Genomic DNA, 24,348 nt, shown 5'->3' with positions numbered 1-24,348 from the left:
GGGGTCGATTCCCCGGCCCACTCCGCGATCGTCCAGCAGTTTTTGCGCGGCAGGTCAGACAGCAGGCCCAGCACCAACCGACCAGCCCGCAGGCGGGGTTCGACCCGAGCGAACCGACCCGCGATCCGGCCCATGGCCACCTCGAACGCCTCCCGCCAGCGGACGGGATCTATGCTGTGACCTGCGGCCACCGTCTCGTCGTTTGTCCACACAACTCACGATGATCAACGGTGGCCGCACCCGTCTCCGCACCCGGCCCGACCAGCGAGATCACGATCTACAGCTGGAGTACTAGGCAGGACTGTAGGGCGGGCCGCTGACAGGAGCGGTTCCGCTCGCCCTTCCCATTGATGCCGGTCGGCCTTGATGAGCCACCAGCAGACGCTTCGATATCCGGCCGCTGCCTCGGTGATCGGCTGTTGGGGCCAACTGCAACCAAGGTCGCACCGGCCGGATCCGCGTTTTGCCCTGGTGGGCGGTTGCAGAGGATTATCCGGCTACGAGTCGGATGACCGGTTGGTCGAAGCCCCGTCGAGCTGTTCGAGAGCTGCCCGCAAGGTCTGGTCGGAAATGGCCACCCCACTAACCTCCTGTTCGATGACGCTGCCGTCCGGCAGCGTCCGTCGGAGGCGGATCGAGCGTCGGCGGTCGCGTTGCAACCACAGGCGAAAAACTCTGACGGCGGCCCCCACGGTGACCGAAGATCCACCGAGTTCCACCAGGATTACGGGTAGTATTCCTTTCGATCCGCTCACGGCGGTGGGAGGGGATCCTGCGACGATGGCCGGCTCGTCGCGAAGCATTGACGTGAGCTCACCGACGGCCTCCTGCACGGCGGGGTGATCGTCGGTCAGCGACGCAAGGTGGGGGACTACTTCGAGCTTCGATGGTTCCACGAACGACCCCTCCGGTAGGACTGGCCTTATATACTAGGGCGCCACCGAGGACCCTCGCGGGCTTCGGGGTTGTCGTAAGACGGGGGAGCCGCCGTGTATCGGGCACTCATAGTCTGCAACGCCGAATACGCGGGTGATCCGGACCTTCTTCCGCCGCTCATAGGCCCGCGCACTGACCACCGGCTGATCGCGGAGGCTATCGCGCACGCCCAGTTCGGCATGTTCGCCGATGCTGACATGACCGTTCTCCTCGATGTCACCACTGGGGAACTGATGCGGCGCGCTCACGTTTTCTTCGACAGCGCCGAACCCGACGACGTCCTCTTGTTTTACTTCAGCGGTCATGGGGCGACGAAGAACCAGAAATTCTATTTGTGTGGAACTGACACAAAGTTCCTCCTGCTGGCCGGCACCGCCGTACCCGACACTTTACTCAACGAGATCATGTCGGATTCCTCGGCGCGAGCAAAGATCATCGTTCTCGATTGCTGCCACAGCGGGGGGTTCAAAGGCTCCGGGCCTCCCGGTCACCTCGGTGGGAGGGGACGGTTCATACTGACCGCGACGGCTCCGGCGCAACTCGCGGATGACGCCGACGAGGACGGCAAAGCCAGCCCGTTCACTCGCGCACTCGCCGAGGGCATCACCCACGGAGCGCTCGACGAGGACGACGACGGCTTCGTATCCCTAGAAGACCTCTACAAGTACGTCGATTCCCTCGACTTCCGCGGGCCGAAGCCCAGCCGTCTATTTGACGGATACGGCCGGCTCCCCATAGCGCGGCGTCCGAAGCCGGAGCTGGAAATATCTTCCTCCGTCGGGGACTTCGCTTCCCTGGCGGCATCCGAGCCTACCCTGCGCGCGACGCCGGTAGCCGCTGACGACGGGCCCGGCTTTCTCGACCACCCGACCAACCGGACCCCGGTGAACGCCCAGCGGGTGAGCCGATTTCGCGGCGACCTGCGGAAAGACATAGCTCAGGACCTGCCTGGGCAGCTTTCCTCGACTGAATTTCTACAACGGGCAAGCCTCATGCGTGACGGCCAGCTCACCATCGCCGGGGCGTTGTTGTTTGGTGAGGAGCCCACCGCGGTGGTCGCCACCGCGATCGTCCAGTGTGCACGTGTTTATGGCACGTCCATCGATGACCCCAAGGACAAGGCGGATCTTCGCGGTACCGTCCCCGAGCAGATCCAGCGGGCCAGGGATTTCATCGCCGAACACACCCGGGCCGGCGAGGCGCCGTCCGAGCACGCGGCCACCACCGCGCCGCACTACGAATACCCCATGATCGCAGTGCGGGAACTCATCGCCAACGCCCTGGTCCACCGAAGCTATGCGCACGAGCACGCCTGCGTGCACGTCAAGCTCTTCGATGACCGGCTCGAAATCACCAACCCTGGATCGTGGTTCGGTGATGGCCTGGCCGAGAACGAACCGACCCCCATCAGCAGGGTCCGGTCCGAGTCGCGGCGGCGGAATTTCCGCCTGGCCAGTGTGCTGACGTGGGCGCGCCTGGTGGAGGGTGAGGGGTCGGGAATCCCTGCCACCATTGCCGACTGTCAGAAAGCGGGCGTCCCCGAACCGACGGTGGTCCAGCGGAATGGGCTGGTGACCGTGACCCTGTACCCGAGACGGCACACGGTCCATATCGCCGACGGGGCCGTCGTGCACCACGTCAACTACCGCCTCGGTCGACCGGCGGTCACATTCCCGGTCCAGATCGGCGTTGTCCCCTCGCAGGCGGAGTCGTTCCAGCCGCGCGGGAGCGACTCCGTCCTCGCCGCGCTGATGGAAGCTGACGGTGTGGACGCCGCCTGGCCCTCCGCTGTCGTGCTCAGTGGGATCGGCGGGGTGGGCAAGACCCAGGCGGCGGCGCAGGTTGCGCGCCGCCTGTGGTCGCGCGGAGGGGTCGATCTGATGGTATGGGCGGACGCCAGCACCCGCTCGGCGATCGTCGCGGCCTATGCCAGGGCCGCGGTGGACTTGGACCTCGCCGACGCTGCCCAGCCGGAGGAAGCCGGCCGCATCTTTCTGGCGTGGCTGCAGACCACCGATAAGCGCTGGCTGATCGTCCTGGACGACGTGGCCAGTCCGGCGGATATGCGGGGCTTCTGGCCGCCGACAACACCTTCCGGCCGCACCGTCGTCACCACCCGGCGCCGTGACGCGGCCTTCAACGGCGTCGGCCGCCATCTGGTGGGCATGGACGTGTTCGTCGAATCCGAAGCCGTGGAGTACCTGACCGCCAAACTAGCCGACCCCGGTCTGAGTGGATCGCCCGGCGAACTAGCCGGTCTGGCGGCCGATCTCGGGTATTTGCCGCTCGCGCTGTCGCAGGCTGTCGCCTTCATGATCGACCGGAGCATGGGATGCGCCGCATACCGTCGCCTGGTGGCCGACAGGCATCACTCACTGGCCGAACTGGCTCCAGACCCCGTGTCACTTCCGGACGACCAGAACGTCACCTTTGGTGCGGCCTGGTCGTTGAGCGTCGAACACGCGGATGCCCTTCAACCTGTCGGTCTGGCCCGGCCGATGCTGGAGCTGGTCAGCCAACTGGATCCTGCGGGGATACCGATCGGGGTGTTGACGGACCCGTCGGCTCTTGAGTATCTGAGCGTGTACCGTTCGGCCGCGACGCGAGCCGACACCCCGGACACCCCAGATACTTCCGGTACGTTCGGCAGCAACGCCAGCGCTCCGATGTCCGTTTCCGAAGCCGACGCCCTGGCTGCTCTGCGTTGCCTGGCTCGGCTCAGTCTGGTGACCATCGACGGAACTAGCCCGTACGAGACGGTGACGGTTCATCGCTTGGTGCAACGCGCGACCCGCGACGCCGCAGCGGCAGGACGCACCGACCGCGCGGCCGAGGCTGTGGCCCGGGCGCTGCTCGCGGTGTGGCCGGACGACGAGAGTGACGCCCTACTCGTTCATGCCCTGCAGGCCAACGCGGAGCATCTCTGGACGGTGAGCGGGGAGGCTCTGTGGGCGTCGGGGTCGCATGCCGTGCTCATCAGGGCCGCCACCAGCCTTGGCCGGGCCGGGCAGACAGTCGCCGCTGCCTCGTTCTTCGAGTCCCTGGCCGAAGAGGCAATCTCCCGCCTGGGATCGGCTCATCCGTTCACCTTGTCCATCAGGGCCAACCGCGCCGTCTGGAAGGCCGAAGCTGGGGATGTCTCGGGCGCCGGCCGCGAGCTTGAGCGGCTGGTGGACGACTGCACCCGAGTGCTGGGGCGGGAGCATCCGGACACTCTGGCGGTACGGCTGAACCTCGCGCGGTTCAAGGGCTCTGAGCACGACACCGGCCCGGGATCGTTCGAATCGTTGGTGGACGACTTCGAGAGAGTGCTCGGGCCCGACCATCCCGATACCCTGACTGCGCGCGCCAACCTTGCCACGTGGCGCGGTGCTCACGGGGACCCCTCCGGGGCGGCAGCCGAATTCCAGCGCCTGTTCGCGGATCGAGTCCGGCTGCAAGGCTCCGACCATCCGGACACGCTCGCCGTTCGCAGCAGCCTCGCTTCATGGCACGGGGCGGCTGGCGATCTCGTGGGGGCAGTAGAGGATATGGCGGGGCTGGTGCGCGACCTGGTCAAAATCCTCGGCCCCGAGCACCGTGACACCCTCAACGCCCGTGGGAACCTGGCGTCATGGCTAGGTGCGGCGGGGGACCCCGCGAGGGCAGCGGCTCAATTCGAAGAACTCGTTGGCGATTACCTCAGAGTCCTCGGCCCGGACCATCCGGACACCCTTGTCGTTCGGGGCAACCTGGCTTTCTGGCTGGGAGAGGCAGGCCATCCCATCACCGCGACGGCGGCACTCGAAACGCTCCTCGACGACCGCATCAGAGTCCTCGGCCCGGACCATCCCGACACTCTGGCCACCCGCAACAACCTGGCGAAGTACCGCGGGCTGTCGGGGGACATCGCCGGTGCGGTCACCACCCTGGAGGCATTGCTCGCGGACCGTCTCCGCGTTCTGGGACCCGAGCACCCGCTGATCAGGTCGACCCGCGATCACCTGGCCCACTGGCAGGCCCTGTCCTCCGCCGGATAGAGGTGCTGGACCCGGCGGTCAGCGGTCCCCTCCGAACACACGTCCCGTGATGAAGGAGGAGTTGTCCCCGGTGGCAATGATCCCGGTGTTGTTCCCGCCGATCGCCACCGACCGCACTCCCTCGGCTGTGACGTGAACCGATGGCTCCGGCAGCAGGGCGGCGACTTCCGCGAGTGCTTCGCTGTCGCGCGACAGCGCTCTCCGCAGTCTGAGCCGCAGCATCGCGCGGGCGTCGTCGTCCGCGGGGTTGGCGGCGACCTCCGCGACCGCCTCATGCAGCGCGTCCAGCGTATCGTTGCGCTCCCGAAGCACCCGCAGAACGTGTCGGCCGAGCTCGGCCGCCGGTCCGCCTTGCGATGAATCTGGCGCGTCATCGGCGAGGACGCCGGGCCCGTCGACGCCGATGGCTGCGACAATCGGCGAAAGGATTCGACCAAGTACGGCCTCGACCTCTTCCCGCACTGCCCACCTCCCGCTGGACGCGGTCCATCGCCCCGAAGCTGTCCGAGATGCTCCGTACCAGCTTAGGTCAGCGTTTCCCAAGCCAGCGCGGCTGCCCCGCGAACGGTCCGGACCCAGTGCCGTGCGTGTGCCCTCAGCGAGGCCAGGCGTCGCCGCCACGTCGCCGAGACCCCGGCCACGATCGTTAACGCGCCGCGCTTGGCGGAGGGCAAGGTCCGCCACTTGTTCCGGACCCGGTCCGACCAGCAACCTCCAGCGGCCTGATCTGGGCAACTGCAACTAAAACTGCAACTACGGAATGACGAAGGACCCGGCCGCACAGCAGCCGGGTCCTTCGTTTGCCCTGGTGGGCGGGTGCGGAGGATACGAGATTCGAACTCGTGAGGGGTTGCCCCCAACACGCTTTCCAAGCGTGCGCCCTAGGCCTCTAGGCGAATCCTCCGCCGGAAACATTACATGACGCCGGGGAGTGCTAGCGAACTCGTTCGGGCCCCGGCGATCGGGTAGGCTGGGGCTCAGCCCCTCACGCGGCGCTATCTGACTGAACTCCCCCAGGGCCGGAAGGCAGCAAGGGTAGGTTGGCTCTGGCGGGTGCGTGGGGGGTCTTTCGCGTCCGGGGACGGGTGCCCAGGGGCGGGCGCCGGGGGCGGTGGCCGGGCTGTGACTCGGGCCGGGCGCTTTGTCAGTGGGCGCCTATAACCTCGTAAGCGTGTCGTCTCTCGCGCTGTACCGCCGCTATCGCCCGGAGTCCTTCGCCGAGGTCATCGGGCAAGAGCATGTCACCGACCCGCTGCAGCAGGCGCTGCGGAACAACCGGGTCAATCACGCGTACCTGTTCAGCGGGCCGCGCGGATGCGGCAAGACGACCAGCGCGCGGATCCTGGCCCGTTGTCTGAACTGTGAGCAAGGTCCCACGCCGACGCCGTGCGGCGAGTGCCAGTCCTGCCGCGACCTGGCGAGGAACGGACCGGGGTCGATCGACGTCATCGAGATCGACGCGGCCAGCCACGGTGGTGTGGACGACGCCCGTGACCTGCGGGAGAAGGCCTTCTTCGGGCCCGCGAGCAGCCGGTACAAGATCTACATCATCGACGAGGCCCACATGGTCACGTCGGCCGGATTCAACGCGCTGCTCAAGGTCGTCGAGGAGCCGCCCGAGCACCTCAAGTTCATCTTCGCGACCACCGAGCCCGAGAAGGTCATCGGGACCATCCGGTCGCGCACGCACCACTACCCGTTCCGGCTCGTGCCGCCGGGGACCCTGCGGGACTATCTCGCCGAGGTGTGCGAGATGGAGAAGATCCCCGTCGAGGACGGGGTTCTGCCGCTGGTCGTGCGCGCGGGCGCCGGGTCCGTGCGTGACTCCATGTCCGTCATGGACCAGCTGCTCGCGGGTGCGGGCCCCGACGGTGTGACATACGCCATGGCCACCTCGCTGCTCGGGTACACGGACGGCTCGCTCCTCGACTCCGTCGTCGAGGCCTTCGCCACCGGGGACGGGGCCGCCGCCTTCGAGGTCGTCGACCGCGTGATCGAGCGGGGCAACGACCCCCGTCGGTTCGTAGCCGACCTGCTGGAGCGGCTGCGGGACCTCGTCATCCTCGCCGCCGTGCCCGACGCCGCCGAGAAGGGGCTGATCGACGCCCCGGTCGACGTGCTGGAGCGCATGCAGGCCCAGGCGGGCGTCTTCGGCCCGGCCGAGCTGAGCCGCGCCGCCGACATCGTCAACGAGGGGCTGACCGAGATGCGCGGGGCCACCTCGCCCCGCCTGCAGCTCGAGCTGATCTGCGCACGGGTGCTGCTGCCCGCCGCATACGGGGACGAGCGGTCCGTCATGGCCCGCCTGGACCGCCTGGAGCGCGGCGTCAACTTCTCCGGCGGCGGCGCGGCCCCCGCCACGGGGTATGTGCCCGGTCCCGAGGCGCACGGCGGGGCGAGCGCGGGGGCGTCGTCCGTTCCTGCAGTGCCGCCCGGCGGTGGTCCGGCCGCGGCTCGGGCCGCGGTGCGGGCCCAAGGCCCAGGCGCAGGCGCAGGCGCGGGCAGTGCGCCGGGGCCGGGTGCGTACGACGGTGCGGCGACGCCTGCTCCGGCACCGCCCGCACCGCCGGCACCGCCCGCGGAGACGCCGTCGGCGGCTCCCGCTCCCGCTCAGCCAGGGCCCCAGGACGCCCCTGTTCCCGCCGGTCCCGGTGCCTGGCCCACCGCTGCCGCCGCGGGCAGCGGCCGTCGGCCCGGCGGGTGGCCCACGGCGGCGTCCGCGGGCGGAGCGCAGCCCCCGGCCGCGCCCACGCGACCGGCGGCGCCCGCAGCCACGCCGGCACCGACAGCCTCCGCTCCCGCACCGGCCGCCGCACCGGCGCCCGGCGGGCTCGACCCCCGCGCGCTGTGGCCGAACATCCTGGAGGCGGTGAAGAACCGCCGCCGCTTCACCTGGATCCTGCTCAGCCAGAACGCGCAGGTCACGGGCTTCGACGGGACGATGCTGCAGGTCGGCTTCGTGAACGCCGGGGCCCGGGACAACTTCCTCAGCAGCGGCAGTGAGGACGTCCTGCGGCAGGCCCTGGGCGAGCAGTTCAACGTGCAGTGGAAGATCGAGGCGATCGTCGACCCCTCGGGCGGCTCGGCACCGCCGGCCACCTCGGGCTCCGGCTTCGGCGGCGGCGGTTACCCGTCCGGCGGGGGCGGTGGCTACGGCTCGGGCGCCCCGTCGGCGCCCCGTCCCGCACCGCAGCAGCCGACTCCGGCCGCGCGCCCGGCGGCGCCCGCGACCCCGGCCCCGGCCCCGGCGGCGCCCGCCCCCGCACAGACCGCGCCCCCCGCACCGGAGCGCCACGTGGTCGCCCCCGAGGACGACATGCCGGAGGACGACGATCCCGACCTCGACGAGTCGGCCCTCTCCGGCCACGAACTGATCGTCAGAGAACTCGGGGCCACGGTGGTCGAGGAGTTCTCGAACGAGTAGGAGGGCCGGGAGCACGCAGAGCGGGGGCTCTTGGGAGGAACCCACAAAACCCCGCCCCACCCCTCTTCGGCGGCCCCCACAAGGTCACTAGCCCGCGCCCGTTAGGCTGACCCCGTGAAGGTCCTCGTCATCGGTAGCGGCGCCCGCGAACACGCCCTGTGCCGTTCCCTCTCCCTCGACCCCGACGTCACCGAGCTGCACTGCGCCCCCGGCAACGCGGGTATCGCCGAGGTGGCGCGTTTGCACCAGGTCGACGCCCTCGACGGACAGGCCGTGGCCGCGCTGGCCGGCGAACTCGGCGCCGGGCTGGTCGTCGTCGGCCCGGAGGCGCCGCTCGTCGCAGGGGTCGCCGACGCCGTGCGTGAGGCCGGGATCCCCGTCTTCGGCCCCTCCGGGGAAGCCGCGCAGCTCGAGGGCTCCAAGGCATTCGCCAAGGATGTGATGGCGGCCGCGGGCGTCCCCACCGCACGGTCGTACGTATGCACGAACGCCGAGGAGGTCGAGGAGGCGCTCGACGCCTTCGGCGCCCCGTACGTCGTGAAGGACGACGGCCTCGCCGCCGGCAAGGGCGTCGTCGTCACCGCCGACCTCGAGGCCGCCAGGGCCCATGCGGCCGCCTGTGAGCGCGTCGTCATCGAGGAGTTCCTCGACGGCCCCGAGGTGTCCCTGTTCGCCGTCACCGACGGCGAGACGGTCGTCCCGCTCCAGCCCGCCCAGGACTTCAAGCGCGCCCTGGACGGCGACGAGGGGCCGAACACCGGCGGCATGGGCGCGTACTCGCCGCTGCCGTGGGCCGACCCGAAGCTGGTCGAGGAGGTGCTGCAGACGGTTCTGCAGCCGACCGTCGACGAGATGCGCCGCCGCGGCACGCCGTTCTCCGGGCTGCTGTACGCGGGGCTCGCGATCACCTCGCGCGGCGTTCGGGTCATCGAGTTCAACGCCCGCTTCGGCGACCCCGAGACCCAGGTCGTCCTCGCCCGGCTGAAGACCCCGCTCGCCGGTGTGCTGCTGGCCGCCGCGAACGGCACCCTCGCCGACCTCCCACCGCTGCGCTGGAGCGACGACGCGGCCGTCACCGTGGTCGTCGCCTCCCACAACTACCCGGGCAGCCCGCGTACCGGCGACCCGATCACCGGGCTCGACGAGGTGGCGGCCCAGGACGCCCCGCACGCTTACGTGCTGCACGCCGGCACCCGGCGCGAGGGCGGCGCGGTGGTGAGCGCGGGCGGCCGCGTGCTGTCCGTCACGGCGACCGGCGCGGACCTCACCGAGGCGCGCCGCCGGGCGTACGCGGCGGTGGGGCGCATCGGACTCGAGGGCTCCCAGCACCGCACGGACATCGCGGCCAAGGCCGCGGGCACGGGCATCTGACGCGCCGGCGTCCGCCCTCGGCGCGTCCGCGTCGTGGTCACGTCGGGCGATGAACCTCGTGGGCCCCGGATCCGTCTCAGGATGCGGGGCCCGTGTCATGCGGTGGTGTCATGCGGTGGTGTCGCGCGGAGGCTCGGCGTCGACCGGGCGGAATCCTGGCCTGGCCGTTGCCCTGCGTCAGCCACCTTTCCCCAAAGCCATTCCATCGAGTGAGCGGTGTCCCGTCCGGCTGACGACGGCCGGAGCCCCAACTAGGGTGCGGCGCAGGCGTTCCGGCACTTGGCCCACCGGCATTGCGATGTCAGTGGCGGGTGCCACAGTGGGGGAGTGAGCAACGCACGGGCATCCGGCGGCGACTTCCGTGACGCAGACCGTCACGGCACGGGTCGTGCCGGGCAGAGGTGGGTCGGAGGGGGTGACGTCAGGTCGTGACCGGTATCGGTGTGGAGGCGGGCGCGCAGGCCGCGCGCTCGCGGGCCCTGGCCGTGCTGCGGATCCGCAGCCGGGCTCTGGCCGCCGCCCTGCTGCCCGCGGCCGTCGCCGTCGTGCTGCTCGTCGGCGGTTCCACCGGTCACCTCGGCGGAGGGCGCTGGGGGATCGCCCGCTGGATCGTGACCGGTATCGCTGTGGTGGTCCTGCTCTGCGCCGCCGGTATCGCCCTCGTGATCGCCCGCGCCCGCCCGGCCATGAGCCCGACGGTCCCCATAGCGGAGGGCGCGGCACCCGATCTGTACCGGATGGTGAGAGACCTGGCCGACCGCCTCGACGTGCCCGCGCCGTCCGCCATAGCGCTCACCCCGGACTGCGACAGCTGGCTGGAGGACCGTACCCACCCCGCTCACGGCCCGCCGTGTCCGCCGCCCGGGGAGGAGATATCCGGCGCCCGCGGCATACGCGGCCTGTCGGCCCCCCGGCAGCACCGCGCCGCGGCCGCGCCCGTGCTCGTCATCGGCTCGCCGTTCCTGTGGTGGATGCGGGTGGGCGAGCTGCGCGCGGTCCTCGCCCCGGTCGTCGCCGGCACGGGACCGTCGGCGCACCCGGACATAGCGGCGGCACGGCGCTTTGTCCGCGGGCTGGACGCCGCGGTGGCGGTGACGTCGGCACCGGCGCACGGGCCCGTGATCCGTACGGTGCTGGCGGGCGCCGGCTGGGTGGCGCGCCTGCTGTTGCGCAGCTGCCGCGGGCATGCGGAGGAGATGGAGCGGGGGGTGGCGGCCGCCGCGGCCGAGCGTGCACAGGCTGTGGACTACGGGGTCCGGATCGTCGCGCAGGAGCAGGTGGGGCTGGCGTACGCGGGCTGGGACCGGCTGCTGACCCGGGTCGCGCTGCCGGCCTGGCGGATGGGCCGCTGGCCCTCGCGCCTGGACGCGGGCGTGGTCGCGGCGCTCACGGAGCTGTCGCGCCGGGACCGGCTGGCCGAGGGCTTCACCTCGCGGCTGGGTGAGCGGCCGGCCTGTGACCTGCTCGAGGAGCCGGGCCTGGTGGACGAGGCCGCGTCCCTGCTCGCGGCCCGCCTCTTCCACGGAGGACCGGCCGAGTCCGGTCCCCATTGGGCGCCGGTGGGGTGGCAGGAGTACCCGGACGAGGTCGTCGACCGCAAGTGGCGCACGGACGCGGCCCGCCTGCACCGCGTCCTGGACGCCCTCGGCGTCCACCACGCCCACCACGACACGGTCCCCCACGCGGGCGGACCGACGCTGGAGCGGGTCCTGGAGTACCTGACGGTCCGCCCGGCCGCCGGCGCGGGCGGCACGCCGACGGGTGAGGGCGGGAGCGCGAGCGGCACGGCCACGGGTGAGAGCGGGGCCGACGGCATACGTCTCCCGGGCGAGGACGGCGCCGGCGACGAAACCGCCGACGTTCCCGACGACGACGCGGTCGCCAGTGTGCGGACCGCCGCACTCGTCGCCGGGCTCAGCGCGGAGATGGCGCGGGAGGAGGCGGCCGGGGCGATACCCGGCGGCGCCGGGATGCAGGGACCGGGGTCGGACCGTGTGGTGTGGGACGCCGCCGCGATGCTGCCGCTGTTCCCCCTCCAGCCGCCCCGCACCGGCCGCGAACTGCTTGTCGACCACGTCGCCGCGGTGGTGTGCTGCGCCGCGATGGACACGGCGGGAGCGGCGCCGGGCCTCGACTGGCTGGACGGCCCGTCCCTCGTGGTGAGGGGCGAACGCGCGGCCGACCTCTCCCCCCGGGTCCGCACCCTCGTCGAGGAGGGCGACCCCACTCCGCTGCGCACCTGGCTCCGCAACCTCGGCGTACGCCCCGAGAAACCGGTCCGCCTGGTCTGACGACCGTGTCTGACGACTGCTCCGCCCGGTCTGACGACTGCTCCGCTTGGTCCCATGACCACTCCGGCTGGTCCGAGGACGGGGTCCGCCTGGTCCGACGACCGCTCCGCCTGGTCTGACGACTGCTCCGCTTGGTCCCATGACCACTCCGGCTGGTCCGAGGACGGGGTCCGCCTGGCCTGACGACTGCTCCGCCCGCTCCGACGACCGCTGCGCCCGGTCCGACGACTGCTCCGCCCGGTCCGACGACTGCTCCGCCCGGTCCGACGACCGCTCCGCCCGGTCCGACGACTGCTCCGCCCGCTCCGACGACCGCTCCGCCCGCTCCGACGACTGCTCCGCCCGCTCCGACGACCGCTCCGACGACCGCTCCGCCCGCTCCGACGACCGCTCCGCCCCGTCCGACGACCGCTCCGCCCGGTCCGAGCCCGCGCCGACCTGGGGAAACTCCGCCCGCCCCGTTCCGCAAGCCCGACCCCTGGCCGGGGAATCCCATTCCGTTCACGTCAATTCGCGACGAACGGTGACGGAGTGGGTGCGTTATGTGATGTGCTGGGTACCGATCGCGCACTCGGTAAGGGCTTACGACGGCTCACGGGGGACGAGGGAGGGGACACGCATGGGGTCGGAACACATCCGCCGGTGGGAGTCGGGTGCTCTCGCGCACGCCGTGACGGATCCTTTCGGCCAGGGTCCCGTTCCCTGGCTGAGGGGCAGTGAGACGTACTTCGACGACACGGGCCAAGTGGTCCCCTGGTACGTGGACCCGACCCCGGCCCACGTCCCGGCCCAGGGTCAGAAAGGAGCCCGGATCCCGGCCCCCCGCACCAGCGGCCCCCGCTCCGCGGACGACGTCCACCGCCAGATCAAGGGCTTCACCTCGACCGGCGCCGTCGCCCCGGGCGAGGCCCTGGACTTCCACATCACCGTCGACCCGCCCCAGGAGTTCGCCGTCGACGTGTACCGGATCGGGTACTACAACGGCGACGGAGCGGCCAAGATCACCACGAGCCCCCGTCTCTCGGGCATCGTCCAGCCGGCGCCGCTCACCGCGGACCGCACGGTCTCCTGCCATCACTGGTGGCTGTCCTGGCGGTTGCAGATCCCGTCGTACTGGAGTGTCGGCGCCTATGTCGCCGTGCTGACCACCGCCGACGGCTACCGCTCCCACGTCCCGTTCACCGTCCGCGACGCCCGCCCGGCCGATCTGCTCCTGCTGCTCCCGGACATCACCTGGCAGGCGTACAACCTCTACCCGGAGGACGGCCGCACCGGTGCCAGCCTCTACCACGCCTGGGACGACAGCGGTCGGCTGCTCGGCGAGGCCGACGCCGCCACCACGGTCTCCTTCGACCGCCCGTACGCGGGCGCGGGCCTGCCTCTGCACGTCGGTCACGCGTACGACTTCATCCGCTGGGCCGAGCGGTACAGCTACGACCTCGCCTACGCCGACGCCCGCGATCTGCACGCCGGCCGCGTCGACCCCACCCGCTACCGCGGTCTCGTCTTCCCCGGCCACGACGAGTACTGGTCGGCGCAGATGCGCCGCACCGTGGAGCTCGCCCGCGAGCACGGCACCTCACTGGTCTTCCTCTCCGCCAACACCATGTACTGGCAGGTGGAGCTCGGCCCGTCCCCGTCCGGCGTCCCCGACCGCCTGCTCACCTGCCGCAAGCGGCGAGGCCCCGGTAAGCCGGTTCTGTGGCGGGAAATCGACCGTGCGGAGCAGGAGCTGATCGGCATCCAGTACGCGGGCCGGGTGCCCGAGCCCCACCCGCTCGTGGTCCGCAACGCCGACCACTGGCTGTGGGAGGGGACCGGCGCGGAGGAGGGCGACAAGCTGGACGGGATGGTCGCCGGGGAGGCGGACCGTTACTTCCCGCGCGCCCCGCTGCCCGACCACGAGGGCCGCATCCTGCTCGCCCACTCCCCGTACCGGGACGGCGAGGGCGATCCGCGCCACCAGGAGACCTCCCTCTACCGCGCCCCTTCCGGCGCCCTGGTCTTCGCATCCGGTACGTTCGCGTGGTCCCCCGCGCTGGACCGCCCCGGGCATGTCGATCCCCGTGTCCAGCAGGCGACAGCAAACCTCCTGGACCGCATCTGCAAACGGGACTGAACCCGCCCCTCCCCGGCCCCGCGGACCGGCTCGCTCCCGGCATGGGGGAGAATCGAGCCATTGGGACAGAACTACGGGGAGGGACCGTGTCCGGATTCGTCGAAAAGCCCGAACCCGTCCAGGTGCCGGGACTGGTGCATCTGCACACCGGGAAGGTGCGCGAGCTGTACCAGAACGAGGCGGGCGACCTCGTGATGGTCGCCAGTGACCGTACGTCCGCATTCGACTGGGTGCTGCCGACCGAGATCCCGGACAAGGGCCGGATCCTCACCCAGCTGTCGCTCTGGTGGTTCGACCAGCTCCGCGACCTGGTCCCGAGCCACGTCCTGAGCACCGAACTCCCGCCGGGCGCGCCCGCGGACTGGGCCGGCCGCACCCTGGTCTGCAAGTCCCTGAAGATGGTCCCGGTGGAGTGCGTGGCCCGTGGCTACCTCACCGGCTCGGGCCTCGCCGAGTACAAGGAGTCCCGCACCGTCTGCGGCCTCGCCCTGCCCGAGGGCCTGGTCGACGGCTCGGAACTGCCCGCCCCGATCTTCACCCCGGCGACCAAGGCCGCGGTCGGCGAGCACGACGAGAACGTCTCCTACGAGGAGGTCGCCCGCAAGGTCGGCGCCGAGACCGCGGCCCAGCTGCGGCAGGCGACCCTCGCCGTCTACGGCCGCGCCCGTGACATCGCCCGCGACCGCGGGATCATCCTCGCGGACACCAAGTTCGAGTTCGGTTACGACGGAGACACCCTCGTCCTCGCCGACGAGGTCCTCACTCCGGACTCCTCCCGCTTCTGGCCGGCCGACCAGTGGCAGCCGGGCCGTGCCCAGCCGTCGTTCGACAAGCAGTTCGTACGTGACTGGCTCACCTCCCCCGCCTCCGGCTGGGACCGCACGAGCGAGCAGCCCCCGCCGCCGCTGCCGCAGGAGATCGTGGAGGCGACCCGCGCGAAGTACGCGGAGGCGTACGAACGCCTGACGGGCGTCCGCTGGTCCTAGCCGACCCAGCCGACCGCATACAGGGCCCGGCGCTCGCCGGGCCCTGACGGCGGCACGAACATCCCGACGCACCCCGAGGCACACGAAGAAGCCCCCGGCCTGAGCCGGGGGCTTCTTTCTGGAGCGGACGACGAGGCTCGAACTCGCGACCTCAACCTTGGCAAGGTTGCGCTCTACCAACTGAGCTACGTCCGCACTGCGCGCTGCGCGAACCCAACTATACCCAACCTCGCTCATGGGTGGTGCACACGTGGGCACGCGGCGCTGTGGCAACATTCACACCGCCCAAGGTACCGCTGACACGAGAAAGGCCCCGGTCGATCGACCAGGGCCCTTCTTTCTGGAGCGGACGACGAGGCTCGAACTCGCGACCTCAACCTTGGCAAGGTTGCGCTCTACCAACTGAGCTACGTCCGCATTACCTCCGACCGCCAGCTGTAAAAGACACAGCCACCGATCGGTGCGAGCACCAGCCTACCTGATCCACAAGGGTGGTCCGGCCGGTCTCGTAGAGCGGGTGACAGGGATTGCACACTGCGCCTCCCCCTTGGAAAGGGGGTGTTCTGCTACTGAACTACACCCGCGTGACGCTCGGGCCTCGGCCTTTCCGGCCTCGCCCCTCGGCGTGCTCAGACTCTAGCTGATCGCCAGGGGTGCAACGCAAGTCGGTTGCGTACGGGCCCGGATGGGGTGGTGGAGCGCCCGTGCAAGGGGCGCGGGGCTGCGACACCATGCGGCTCCGGGGCGTGGGCGCGAGCAACCCACGACGACCGGCACGCCGGTGACGATGAAAACCCCCACGGCGAACGGCACCCGGGGCCCGGGGCGGAGCCCCGCGGCGGCGCCCCCACCACCGAGCCCCGCTCAGCCCACGACACCCGGAACCCCTGCCGAGCCCGCGCAGCTACTGCGCCTCGGCGAACGCCTCGTAGACCTTCTTGGGGATCCGCCCCCGCGGCGGCACGTCCAGCTTGTTGGAGCGCGCCCACGCGCGGACCGCGGCCGGGTCCGGGGTCAGGGCCGTGTGCGTGTACGCCCGGCCCGACTTGGCCTTCTTCCGCCCGGCCTCCACGTACGGCTCCAGCGCCTTACGCAGTTTCTTGGCATTGGCTTGATTGAGGTCGATCTCGTACGACTTGCCGTCCAGTCCGAAGACGATCGTTTCCGCCGCTTCTGAGCCGTCGATGTCGTCGAAGAGGGTGACCACGACACGCTGCGCCACGAATATCGGTCCCTTCGTGCGGCACCACCGCGATCACAGGCCATGACGTGCGCGACGATGACGTGCGCAGTCGTCCGGCGGATGTCGGGGAGGTGTCGACTGTCCGGCAGTAATTGGGCAAAGTATCGGCTATTGCCTTTTCCTTTGTACAGTGCCCGGCATTGCATTGTGAAGACAGACTGAATACCTCCGCGTGTCCGCCTGCAATGCCCCGGCATCCTTCTCTCGCGGTTTTTCCGAGGATTTTCCGTGCGGGGCACCGCGTCGATGCACGATCGTGATGGCGGTCACGTAGGATGCTACGAATCTACGCGAGTAGAAATTGTGTGCGGGTAGTCTGAAGGAACCTGCTCAGCACCACACACCGGGAGTGCCAGTGGCACGCGTCGTAGTCGACGTCATGCTCAAGCCGGAGATCCTCGACCCCCAGGGCCAGGCGGTGCAGCGCGCACTGCCGCGCCTCGGTTTCGACGGCATCTCCGACGTACGTCAGGGAAAGCGATTCGAACTCGAGGTGGACGGGCCGGTCGATGACGCCGCGCTCGCCCGCATCCACGATCTCGCCGAATCCTTCCTCGCCAACACCGTGATCGAGGACTTCACCGTCAAGGTGGAGGAAGTGGCGGAGGCCTCGAAGTGACCACCCGTATTGGCGTCGTCACTTTCCCGGGCAGCCTCGACGACCGGGACACCCGGCGCGCGATCCGTATCGCCGGGGCGGAGCCCGTCGCCCTCTGGCACAAGGACAAGGACCTCAAGCAGGTCGACGCAGTGGTCCTGTGCGGCGGTTTCTCCTACGGCGACTATCTGCGGGCCGGCGCCATCGCCCGCTTCTCGCCGGTTATGGAGCCCCTGATCGAGCAGGCGAAGGCGGGCCTTCCGGTCCTCGGCATCTGCAACGGCTTCCAGATCCTCACCGAGGCCCACCTCCTTCCGGGCGCGATGCTCGGCAACGACCACCTCCACTTCATCTGCCGCGACCAGAAGCTGCGGGTGGAGAACGCGGACACTTCCTGGACCAGCGACTACGACGCCGGCCAGGAGATCCAGATCCCGCTGAAGAACATGGACGGCCGGTACGTCGCCGACGAGTACACCCTCGACAAGCTCGAGGCCGAGGGCCGGGTCGCCTTCCGCTACCTGGTCCGCGGCGAAGCCGCTGATGGATACGGCAACCCCAACGGCTCGCTGCGGGACATCGCCGGCATCACCAACGAGGCCGGCAACGTCGTGGGCCTCATGCCGCACCCCGAGCACGCCGTCGAACCGCTGATCGGTACCGGTCGTACCGACGGCCTCCCGTTCTTCACCTCGATCCTCAAGAAGCTGGTCACCGCATGAGCAGGACGCCTCTGGACACGGTCGAGCACGCGACCGCGACCCCCGACGTCGAGCTGCCCTGGGCCGAGCTGGGCCTGAAGAAGGACGAGTACGAGCGGATCGTCGAGATCCTGGGCCGCCGCCCGACCGGCGCCGAGCTCGCCATGTACTCGGTCATGTGGTCCGAGCACTGCTCGTACAAGAGCAGCAAGGTCCACCTGCGCCAGTTCGGCGAGAAGGCCCCCGAGTCCGACGCCCTGCTCGTCGGCATCGGCGAGAACGCCGGTGTCGTGGACGTCGGCCAGGGCTACGCCGTCACCTTCAAGGTGGAGTCGCACAACCACCCCTCCTACGTCGAGCCCTACCAGGGCGCGGCCACGGGCGTCGGCGGCATCGTGCGCGACATCATCGCGATGGGCGCGCGCCCGGTGGCGGTCGTCGACCCGCTGCGCTTCGGCGCGGCCGACCACCCCGACACCAAGCGGGTCCTCCCCGGCGTGGTCGCCGGCATCGGCGGCTACGGCAACTGCCTGGGCCTGCCGAACATCGGCGGCGAGGTGGTCTTCGACGCCTGCTATCAGGGCAACCCGCTGGTCAACGCCGGTGCCATCGGTGTGATGCGACACGAGGACATCCACCTCGCGAAGGCGTCCGGCGCGGGCAACAAGGTCATCCTGTACGGCGCCCGCACGGGCGGCGACGGCATCGGCGGCGCCTCCATCCTGGCCTCCGAGACCTTCGACGACGCCAAGCCCTCCAAGCGCCCCGCCGTCCAGGTGGGCGATCCCTTCCAGGAGAAGCTCCTCATCGAGTGCACCCTGGAGGCATTCCAGGAGAAGCTGGTCGTCGGCATCCAGGACCTGGGCGCGGCGGGCCTGTCCTGCGCGACCTCGGAGCTGGCCTCGAACGGCTCCGGCGGTATGCGCGTCACCCTCGACGACGTCCCCCTGCGCGACTCGACGCTCTCCCCCGAGGAGATTCTGATGAGCGAGTCGCAGGAAAGGATGTGTGCGGTCGTCGAGCCGGAGAAGGTCGACCGCTTCCTGGAGATCTGCGCCAAGTGGGACGTCATCGCCACCGTCATCGGTGAGGTGACCGACGGGGACCGCCTGGAGATCTACTGGCACGGCGGCAAGATCGTCGACGTCGACCCGCGTACGGTCGCGCACGAGGGCCCGGTCTACGAGCGCCCGTACGCCCGCCCGTCCTGGCAGGACGAGCTGCAGGCCGACGACGCGAACAAGCTCCCGCGTCCGGCGACGTCCGAGGAGCTGAAGGACCAGGTCCTGAAGCTGGTCGGCTCGCCCAACCAGGCCTCCAAGAAGTGGATCACGCAGCAGTACGACCACTTCGTGCAGGGCAACACGGTCCTTGCCCAGCCCGAGGACTCCGGCATGATCCGCATCGACGAGGAGTCCGGCCTCGGCGTGGCCATCGCCACGGACGGCAACGGCCGGTACGCCAAGCTCGACCCGTACGCGGGCGCGCAGCTGGCCCTCGCGGAGGCGTACCGCAACGTGGCGACCACGGGCGCCAAGCCGCTGGCGGTCTCCGACTGCCTGAACTTCGGCTCGCCCGAGGACCCGGCGGTGATGTGGCAGTTCGCGGAGGCCGTGCGCGGTCTGGCGGACGGCTGTCAGCAGCTGGGCACCCCGGTGACCGGCGGCAATGTCTCCCTCTACAACCAGACGGGCGAGGCGGCCATCCACCCGACGCCGGTGGTCGCCGTGCTGGGCGTCATCGACGATGTCGCCCGGCGCACCCCGGTCGCCTTCCAGGAGGAGGGCCAGCTGCTGTACCTCCTCGGCGACACCCGTGAGGAGTTCGGCGGTTCGGCCTGGTCGCAGGTGATCCACGACCACCTCGGCGGTCTGCCCCCGCAGGTCGACCTGGAGCGCGAACGCCTCCTCGGCGAGATCCTGATCTCCGCCTCCCGCGACGGCATGATCGACTCCGCGCACGACCTGTCCGACGGCGGTCTGATCGAGGCCGTGGTCGAGTCGGCGCTGCTCGGCGGCAAGGGCGCGCGGCTGATCGTGCCGGACGGCCTGGACGCGTTCACGTTCCTCTTCTCCGAGTCGGCGGGACGCGCGATCGTCGCCGTGCCGCGTTCGGAGGAGGTCCGCTTCAACGACATGTGCGGCGCGCGCGGCCTGCCGGCCACCCGCATCGGTGTCGTGGACGGGGAAACCGTCGAGGTCCAGGGCGAGTTCGAGCTGACCCTGGCCGAACTGCGCGAGGCCCACGAGGGCACCATCCCGGCGCTGCTGGCGTAACCGCCCGTCGGACGGTCGTACGACGGCGAAGGTCCCACCCGGTCGACGGGCGGGGCCTTCGCCGTTCGCATTCCCCCCGGCCTCCGCCTCCCGCGTTCCCTCCGGCCTTCGCCTCCCCCGCCCACTAGGCTCGGCGTCATGCCCCCGGCCAAGAAGCGCGCTCGGACCTACGACCCCGTCAAGACCCGTGCCGCCGTTCTCGCCCAGTTCGGGAACGTACGGGAGGCCGTGAGCACCCTCACGGCCGAACAACTCGCGCTGCCGACCCGGCTCGGGGACTGGACCGTACGGGAACTGGCCACGCACATCGGGATGGCCCTCTCGGCCTTCGGGCGGTTCCTCGGCAGGCCGGAACCCGCCGCGCAGAACGCCACCGTCCTCGACTGGCCCTTCGCGACCTCCGCCAACTCCGGTGCCATAGCGGACACCACCCGCACTCTCGCCGCCCAGAACCCCGACCTCGACAGCTACCTCGCCGGCATCGAGAAGGAGTTCTCGGAACTCCTCGCCGCACACCCCGGCACCCGGCTGCTCGACACCACCGCGGGCGCCATGCCGCTCGCCGACTACCTGGTCACCCGCACCGTCGAACTCGTCGTCCACACCGACGACCTGAACGCCGCCGTCCCCGGCCTCGACATGCCCTACGACCGCCAGGCCCTCGCCGCAGCCACCCGGCTGCTCGCCGACGCGCTCGCCGTGAAGGCGCCCGGCGCCTCCACCGAGGTGCGCGTCCCGCCGTACGCCGTCGTGCAGTGCATCGAAGGCCCCCGGCACACCCGTGGCACCCCGCCCAACGTCGTCGAGACCGACCCCCTGACCTGGGTGCGGCTCGCCACCGGCCGTACGAGCTGGGACACGGCCCTCGCAGACGCCAAGGTCAGCGCGAGCGGCGAGCGGGCCGACCTGAGCGGGCTGCTGCCCCTGATGGCGTGAAGCCGTCGTGGACGCGGAGGCGACGCTACGCGACGGTCACTTCACGGAGGGCGCCCCGGGCACCCACCCGCAAGATGTGCGACGGCTCACTCATGGACACCGACGAGACGCTGAGCAAGCTCTCCGGTCGTCCGCGGTCGTCCGCGGTCCTCCGCGCCCGACCACCCGAGCGCCACGCTGACCAGCGAAAACGGCAAGGTCGTCAGCGCGGTCGCCGAGCGCGGACCACGTGCGTCCGGCCACTGCGCACGGCGTACGGCATCGATGACCGGATTCGGACCAGTGCGCGATCTCGCCTACACTCGGTGGCGTGCCACGTGGTGACGGTCGACTCAATCACGATCTGCTCCCCGGTGAGAAAGGCCCCCAGGACGCGTGCGGCGTCTTCGGTGTCTGGGCTCCGGGCGAAGAGGTCGCAAAGCTCACGTACTTCGGGCTCTACGCCCTCCAGCACCGAGGTCAGGAATCCGCGGGTATCGCGGTGAGCAACGGCTCCCAGATCCTCGTCTTCAAGGACATGGGCCTGGTCTCCCAGGTCTTCGACGAGACCTCCCTCGGTTCGCTCCAGGGTCACATCGCGGTCGGTCACGCCCGCTACTCGACCACCGGCGCCTCCGTCTGGGAGAACGCCCAGCCGACGTTCCGCGCCACCGCGCACGGCTCGATCGCGCTCGGCCACAACGGCAACCTGGTCAACACGGCGCAGCTCGCCGAGATGGTCGCCGACCTCCCCAAGGAGAACGGCCGCGCCACCCAGGTCGCTGCCACCAACGACACCGACCTCGTCACCGCCCTCCTCGCGGGCCAGGTCGACGACGACGGCAAGCCGCTGACCGTCGAAGAGGCGGCCCCCCAGCTCCTGCCCCAGGTCAAGGGCGCCTTCTCGCTCGTCTTCATGGACGAGAACACCCTCTACGCGGCCCGCGACCCGCAGGGCATCCGCCCGCTGGTCCTCGGCCGGCTGGAGCGCGGCTGGGTCGTCGCCTCCGAGACCGCCGCGCTCGACATCGTCGGCGCCAGCTTCGTCCGCGAGATCGAGCCCGGCGAGTTCGTGGCCATCGACGAGAACGGTCTGCGCACCTCCCGGTTCGCGGAAGCGAAGCCCAAGGGCTGTGTCTTCGAGTACGTGTACCTGGCCCGCCCGGACACCGACATCGCCGGCCGGAACGTGCACCTCTCCCGTGTCGAGATGGGCCGTCGCCTCGCCAAGGAGGCGCCCGTCGACGCCGATCTGGTCATAGCGACGCCCGAGTCCGGCACCCCCGCCGCGATCGGCTACGCGGAGGCCTCCGGCATCCCGTTCGGCTCCGGCCTGGTGAAGAACGCCTACGTCGGCCGGACCTTCATCCAGCCCTCGCAGACGATCCGCCAGCTCGGCATCCGCCTGAAGCTGAACCCGCTGAAGGAAGTCATCAAGGGCAAGCGCCTGGTCGTCGTCGACGACTCGATCGTGCGCGGCAACACCCAGCGCGCCCTGGTGCGGATGCTGCGCGAGGCGGGCGCCGCCGAGGTCCACATCCGGATCTCCTCCCCGCCGGTGAAGTGGCCCTGCTTCTTCGGCATCGACTTCGCCACCCGCGCCGAGCTGATCGCCAACGGCATGTCGGTCGAGGAGATCGGCCGCTCCCTGGGCGCCGACTCCCTGGCGTACATCTCCATCGACGGCATGATCGAGGCGACCGCCATCGCCAAGCCGAACCTGTGCCGCGCCTGCTTCGACGGCGAGTACCCGATGGAGCTGCCCGACCCGGAGCTCCTCGGCAAGCAGCTGCTGGAGACCGAGCTGGCCGCCGGTCCCGCCGCCACGGCCGCGACCGACGCGATCCGTCGCCCGTAAGACCAGAGGGTCCGGGGGCGTCCCCCGGAAGACCCAGCCACCAACCCGAAAGATCCCAGGCAATGTCTGAGACCCAAACCGGTGCTTCCTACGCGGCGGCAGGCGTCGACATCGAAGCGGGCGACCGCGCCGTGGAGCTCATGAAGGAGTGGGTGAAGAAGACGCAGCGCCCCGAGGTCCTCGGCGGCCTCGGCGGCTTCGCCGGCCTCTTCGACGCCTCCGCCCTCAAGCGCTACGAGCGTCCGCTGCTCGCCTCCGCCACCGACGGCGTCGGCACCAAGGTCGACGTCGCGCGCCGGATGGGCGTCTACGACACCATCGGCCACGACCTGGTCGCCATGGTCATGGACGACATCGTGGTGTGCGGCGCCGAGCCCCTGTTCATGACCGACTACATCTGCGTCGGCAAGGTCCACCCCGAGCGGGTCGCCGCGATCGTGAAGGGCATCGCCGAGGGCTGCGTGCTGGCAGGGTGCGCCCTGGTGGGCGGTGAGACGGCCGAACACCCGGGTCTACTGGGTCCGGACGACTTCGACGTCGCGGGCGCCGGTACGGGTGTCGTGGAGGCCGACCGACTGCTCGGCGCCGAGCGCGTCCGCGCGGGTGACGCGCTGATCGCCATGGCGTCCTCCGGACTTCACTCCAACGGGTACTCCCTCGTTCGGCACGTCCTGCTGGACCGGGCGAAGCTCGGCCTCGACCAGCACATCGACGACCTCGGTCGCACCCTCGGCGAGGAGCTGCTCGAGCCCACGAAGATCTACTCGCTGGACTGCCTGGCCCTGATGCGCACCGCCGAGGTGCATGCGTTCAGCCACGTCACCGGCGGTGGACTCGCGGCCAACCTGGCCCGCGTGATCCCCGACCACCTGCATGCCGCGGTCGACCGCTCGACCTGGACGTCGGCCCCGGTGTTCGACCTCGTCGGGAGGGCCGGCGACGTCGAGCGCCTGGAGCTGGAGAAGACCCTGAACATGGGCGTCGGCATGATCGCGGTCGTCCCCGAGCAGTCGGTGGACGTCGCGCTCGCCGCCCTCGCCGACCGCGGCGTGGACGCATGGGTCGCCGGCGAGATCACCGAGCGGGGCGAGCACGAAACGGGTGCCTCCCTGGTCGGGGACTACGCCGACTGAGACCCTGCCGACAGCACAGAACCCGGTCCGTGGCCAGGGCCACGGACCGGGTGAAAGCTCAGTGCAGGGTCAAGCGCCGCGACGGTGCCGAGAGGACGACTCGTCTTCCTCGTCCTCGTCGTCGTCCGCATACAAGTCGGCGTACCGTGCGTACAGATCGTCGTCGTGCTCATCGTCCTCGAACCGGTCGCCGTTCGGCGACGCGTTCGATGTCGATGCGCCCAGCTCCTCGGCCAGGCGTGAGAGGTCCGTCCCACCGCTGTTGTACTTCAGCTGGCGGGCGACCTTCGTCTGCTTGGCCTTGGCCCGGCCGCGCCCCATGGCTCGACCCCCTCAACGACGGGGCTCGACGGCCCCAGAGTCTTGACACGCGTTCATGAACCGGAACGGGCTCTCCGCAGAGAGACCGGCCCGTAGGGCTTCCACGGTACCTGAGCCCACGCCCATACGGTACGTCGCCCGCAGGACGGGCGTGTGC

General features: G+C 70.4%; 16 protein-coding genes, 4 tRNA genes, 1 other RNA gene and 1 pseudogene. 13 read left to right on the top strand and 9 right to left on the bottom strand.

The features are described from left to right. Together AB0N14_RS31040 and AB0N14_RS31035 are read right to left on the bottom strand one after the other, a co-directional pair. A pseudogene (locus tag AB0N14_RS31040) lies at positions 1 to 173 on the bottom strand (IS701 family transposase); the annotation flags it as partial. Positions 174 to 497: 324 nt separating this feature from the next. Continuing rightward, positions 498 to 896 (bottom strand): hypothetical protein, encoded by a 399-nt coding sequence (locus AB0N14_RS31035; RefSeq protein ID WP_366029007.1) that lies wholly within the window; start codon positions 894 to 896, stop codon positions 498 to 500. Between the two features lie 93 nt (positions 897 to 989). Here AB0N14_RS31035 and AB0N14_RS31030 point away from each other — a divergent pair, with 93 nt between their 5' ends. Further along, positions 990 to 4,955, top strand: coding sequence for a tetratricopeptide repeat protein (locus AB0N14_RS31030; RefSeq protein WP_366029005.1), 3,966 nt, complete (start codon positions 990 to 992; stop codon positions 4,953 to 4,955). 18 nt (positions 4,956 to 4,973) lie between these two features. Here the strand turns inward: AB0N14_RS31030 and AB0N14_RS31025 are convergent, their stop codons facing one another. Both AB0N14_RS31025 and AB0N14_RS31020 read right to left on the bottom strand, forming a co-directional pair. Next, the gene (locus tag AB0N14_RS31025) at positions 4,974 to 5,417 is read right to left on the bottom strand and encodes a hypothetical protein (protein WP_366029004.1); all 444 of its coding nucleotides are present in this window, start codon (positions 5,415 to 5,417) and stop codon (positions 4,974 to 4,976) included. 357 nt (positions 5,418 to 5,774) lie between these two features. After that, a tRNA-Ser gene (locus tag AB0N14_RS31020) sits at positions 5,775 to 5,859 on the bottom strand. Between the two features lie 75 nt (positions 5,860 to 5,934). Between AB0N14_RS31020 and ffs the strand changes: the two genes are divergently transcribed. The 6 genes from ffs (at position 5,935) to AB0N14_RS30990 (ending at position 15,146) form a co-directional block, all read left to right on the top strand. After that, positions 5,935 to 6,025: signal recognition particle sRNA small type (gene ffs, locus AB0N14_RS31015), an RNA gene on the top strand. Positions 6,026 to 6,126: 101 nt separating this feature from the next. After that, positions 6,127 to 8,379, top strand: coding sequence for a DNA polymerase III subunit gamma and tau (locus AB0N14_RS31010; protein ID WP_366029003.1), 2,253 nt, complete (start codon positions 6,127 to 6,129; stop codon positions 8,377 to 8,379). A 114-nt stretch (positions 8,380 to 8,493) separates the two neighbouring features. Continuing rightward, positions 8,494 to 9,750, top strand: coding sequence for a phosphoribosylamine--glycine ligase (purD, locus tag AB0N14_RS31005; protein ID WP_366029002.1), 1,257 nt, complete (start codon positions 8,494 to 8,496; stop codon positions 9,748 to 9,750). 428 nt (positions 9,751 to 10,178) lie between these two features. Then, positions 10,179 to 12,041 carry a hypothetical protein gene (locus tag AB0N14_RS31000; RefSeq protein WP_366029001.1) on the top strand — a complete coding sequence of 621 codons (1,863 nt, stop codon included), beginning with the start codon at positions 10,179 to 10,181 and terminating at the stop codon, positions 12,039 to 12,041. A gap of 619 nt (positions 12,042 to 12,660) precedes the next feature. After that, on the top strand, positions 12,661 to 14,160 hold the full coding sequence (locus AB0N14_RS30995; RefSeq protein WP_366029000.1) for a N,N-dimethylformamidase beta subunit family domain-containing protein: 1,500 nt from the start codon (positions 12,661 to 12,663) through the stop codon (positions 14,158 to 14,160). 86 nt (positions 14,161 to 14,246) lie between these two features. Further along, on the top strand, positions 14,247 to 15,146 hold the full coding sequence (locus AB0N14_RS30990; protein WP_366028998.1) for a phosphoribosylaminoimidazolesuccinocarboxamide synthase: 900 nt from the start codon (positions 14,247 to 14,249) through the stop codon (positions 15,144 to 15,146). A gap of 119 nt (positions 15,147 to 15,265) precedes the next feature. Here AB0N14_RS30990 and AB0N14_RS30985 read toward each other — a convergent pair. The 4 genes from AB0N14_RS30985 to AB0N14_RS30970 form a co-directional block, all read right to left on the bottom strand. After that, a tRNA-Gly gene (locus AB0N14_RS30985) sits at positions 15,266 to 15,341 on the bottom strand. Positions 15,342 to 15,487: 146 nt separating this feature from the next. Beyond that, positions 15,488 to 15,563: transfer RNA gene (locus AB0N14_RS30980), tRNA-Gly, on the bottom strand. Positions 15,564 to 15,658: 95 nt separating this feature from the next. Continuing rightward, positions 15,659 to 15,730, bottom strand: a tRNA-Gly gene (locus AB0N14_RS30975). 320 nt (positions 15,731 to 16,050) lie between these two features. Next, positions 16,051 to 16,368 (bottom strand): Lsr2 family protein, encoded by a 318-nt coding sequence (locus tag AB0N14_RS30970; RefSeq protein ID WP_103840337.1) that lies wholly within the window; start codon positions 16,366 to 16,368, stop codon positions 16,051 to 16,053. A gap of 376 nt (positions 16,369 to 16,744) precedes the next feature. Between AB0N14_RS30970 and purS the strand changes: the two genes are divergently transcribed. The 6 genes from purS to purM all read left to right on the top strand — a co-directional run bounded on the left by purS (position 16,745) and on the right by purM (position 23,870). Then, positions 16,745 to 17,008, top strand: a complete 264-nt coding sequence (gene purS / locus AB0N14_RS30965; protein ID WP_200421782.1) for a phosphoribosylformylglycinamidine synthase subunit PurS — start codon at positions 16,745 to 16,747, stop codon at positions 17,006 to 17,008. Further along, positions 17,005 to 17,709 (top strand): phosphoribosylformylglycinamidine synthase subunit PurQ, encoded by a 705-nt coding sequence (purQ, locus tag AB0N14_RS30960; RefSeq protein ID WP_366028997.1) that lies wholly within the window; start codon positions 17,005 to 17,007, stop codon positions 17,707 to 17,709. Before purS ends, purQ begins: the two co-directional genes overlap by 4 nt. After that, positions 17,706 to 19,964, top strand: coding sequence for a phosphoribosylformylglycinamidine synthase subunit PurL (gene purL / locus AB0N14_RS30955; protein WP_366028996.1), 2,259 nt, complete (start codon positions 17,706 to 17,708; stop codon positions 19,962 to 19,964). The genes purQ and purL overlap by 4 nt, the downstream gene beginning before the upstream one ends. A gap of 138 nt (positions 19,965 to 20,102) precedes the next feature. Continuing rightward, positions 20,103 to 20,900, top strand: coding sequence for a sterol carrier family protein (locus AB0N14_RS30950; protein ID WP_366028995.1), 798 nt, complete (start codon positions 20,103 to 20,105; stop codon positions 20,898 to 20,900). A gap of 310 nt (positions 20,901 to 21,210) precedes the next feature. Continuing rightward, positions 21,211 to 22,737, top strand: a complete 1,527-nt coding sequence (gene purF / locus AB0N14_RS30945) for an amidophosphoribosyltransferase (protein WP_366028994.1) — start codon at positions 21,211 to 21,213, stop codon at positions 22,735 to 22,737. Between the two features lie 62 nt (positions 22,738 to 22,799). After that, entirely contained in the window at positions 22,800 to 23,870 is a 1,071-nt protein-coding gene (purM, locus tag AB0N14_RS30940; RefSeq protein ID WP_366028993.1) for a phosphoribosylformylglycinamidine cyclo-ligase, read from the top strand. A 69-nt stretch (positions 23,871 to 23,939) separates the two neighbouring features. Here the strand turns inward: purM and AB0N14_RS30935 are convergent, their stop codons facing one another. After that, complete coding sequence (locus AB0N14_RS30935) at positions 23,940 to 24,191, bottom strand: DUF3073 domain-containing protein (RefSeq protein WP_366028992.1); 252 nt, start codon at positions 24,189 to 24,191, stop codon at positions 23,940 to 23,942. Positions 24,192 to 24,348: the final 157 nt, after the last annotated feature.

Origin of the sequence: Streptomyces sp. NPDC051104 (assembly GCF_040682835.1) — a bacterium.
Classification (GTDB): domain Bacteria; phylum Actinomycetota; class Actinomycetes; order Streptomycetales; family Streptomycetaceae; genus Streptomyces; species Streptomyces cynarae.
This window is presented reverse-complemented; position numbering and strand designations above follow the sequence as displayed.

Coding starts and splice junctions, on each gene's coding strand:
- purM (WP_366028993.1), top strand. CDS start 22,800: ATGTCTGAGACCCAAACCGGTGCTTCCTACGCGGCGGCAGGCGTCGAC.
- AB0N14_RS30935 (WP_366028992.1), bottom strand. CDS start 24,191: ATGGGGCGCGGCCGGGCCAAGGCCAAGCAGACGAAGGTCGCCCGCCAG.
- purL (WP_366028996.1), top strand. CDS start 17,706: ATGAGCAGGACGCCTCTGGACACGGTCGAGCACGCGACCGCGACCCCC.
- AB0N14_RS30995 (WP_366029000.1), top strand. CDS start 12,661: ATGGGGTCGGAACACATCCGCCGGTGGGAGTCGGGTGCTCTCGCGCAC.
- AB0N14_RS30950 (WP_366028995.1), top strand. CDS start 20,103: ATGCCCCCGGCCAAGAAGCGCGCTCGGACCTACGACCCCGTCAAGACC.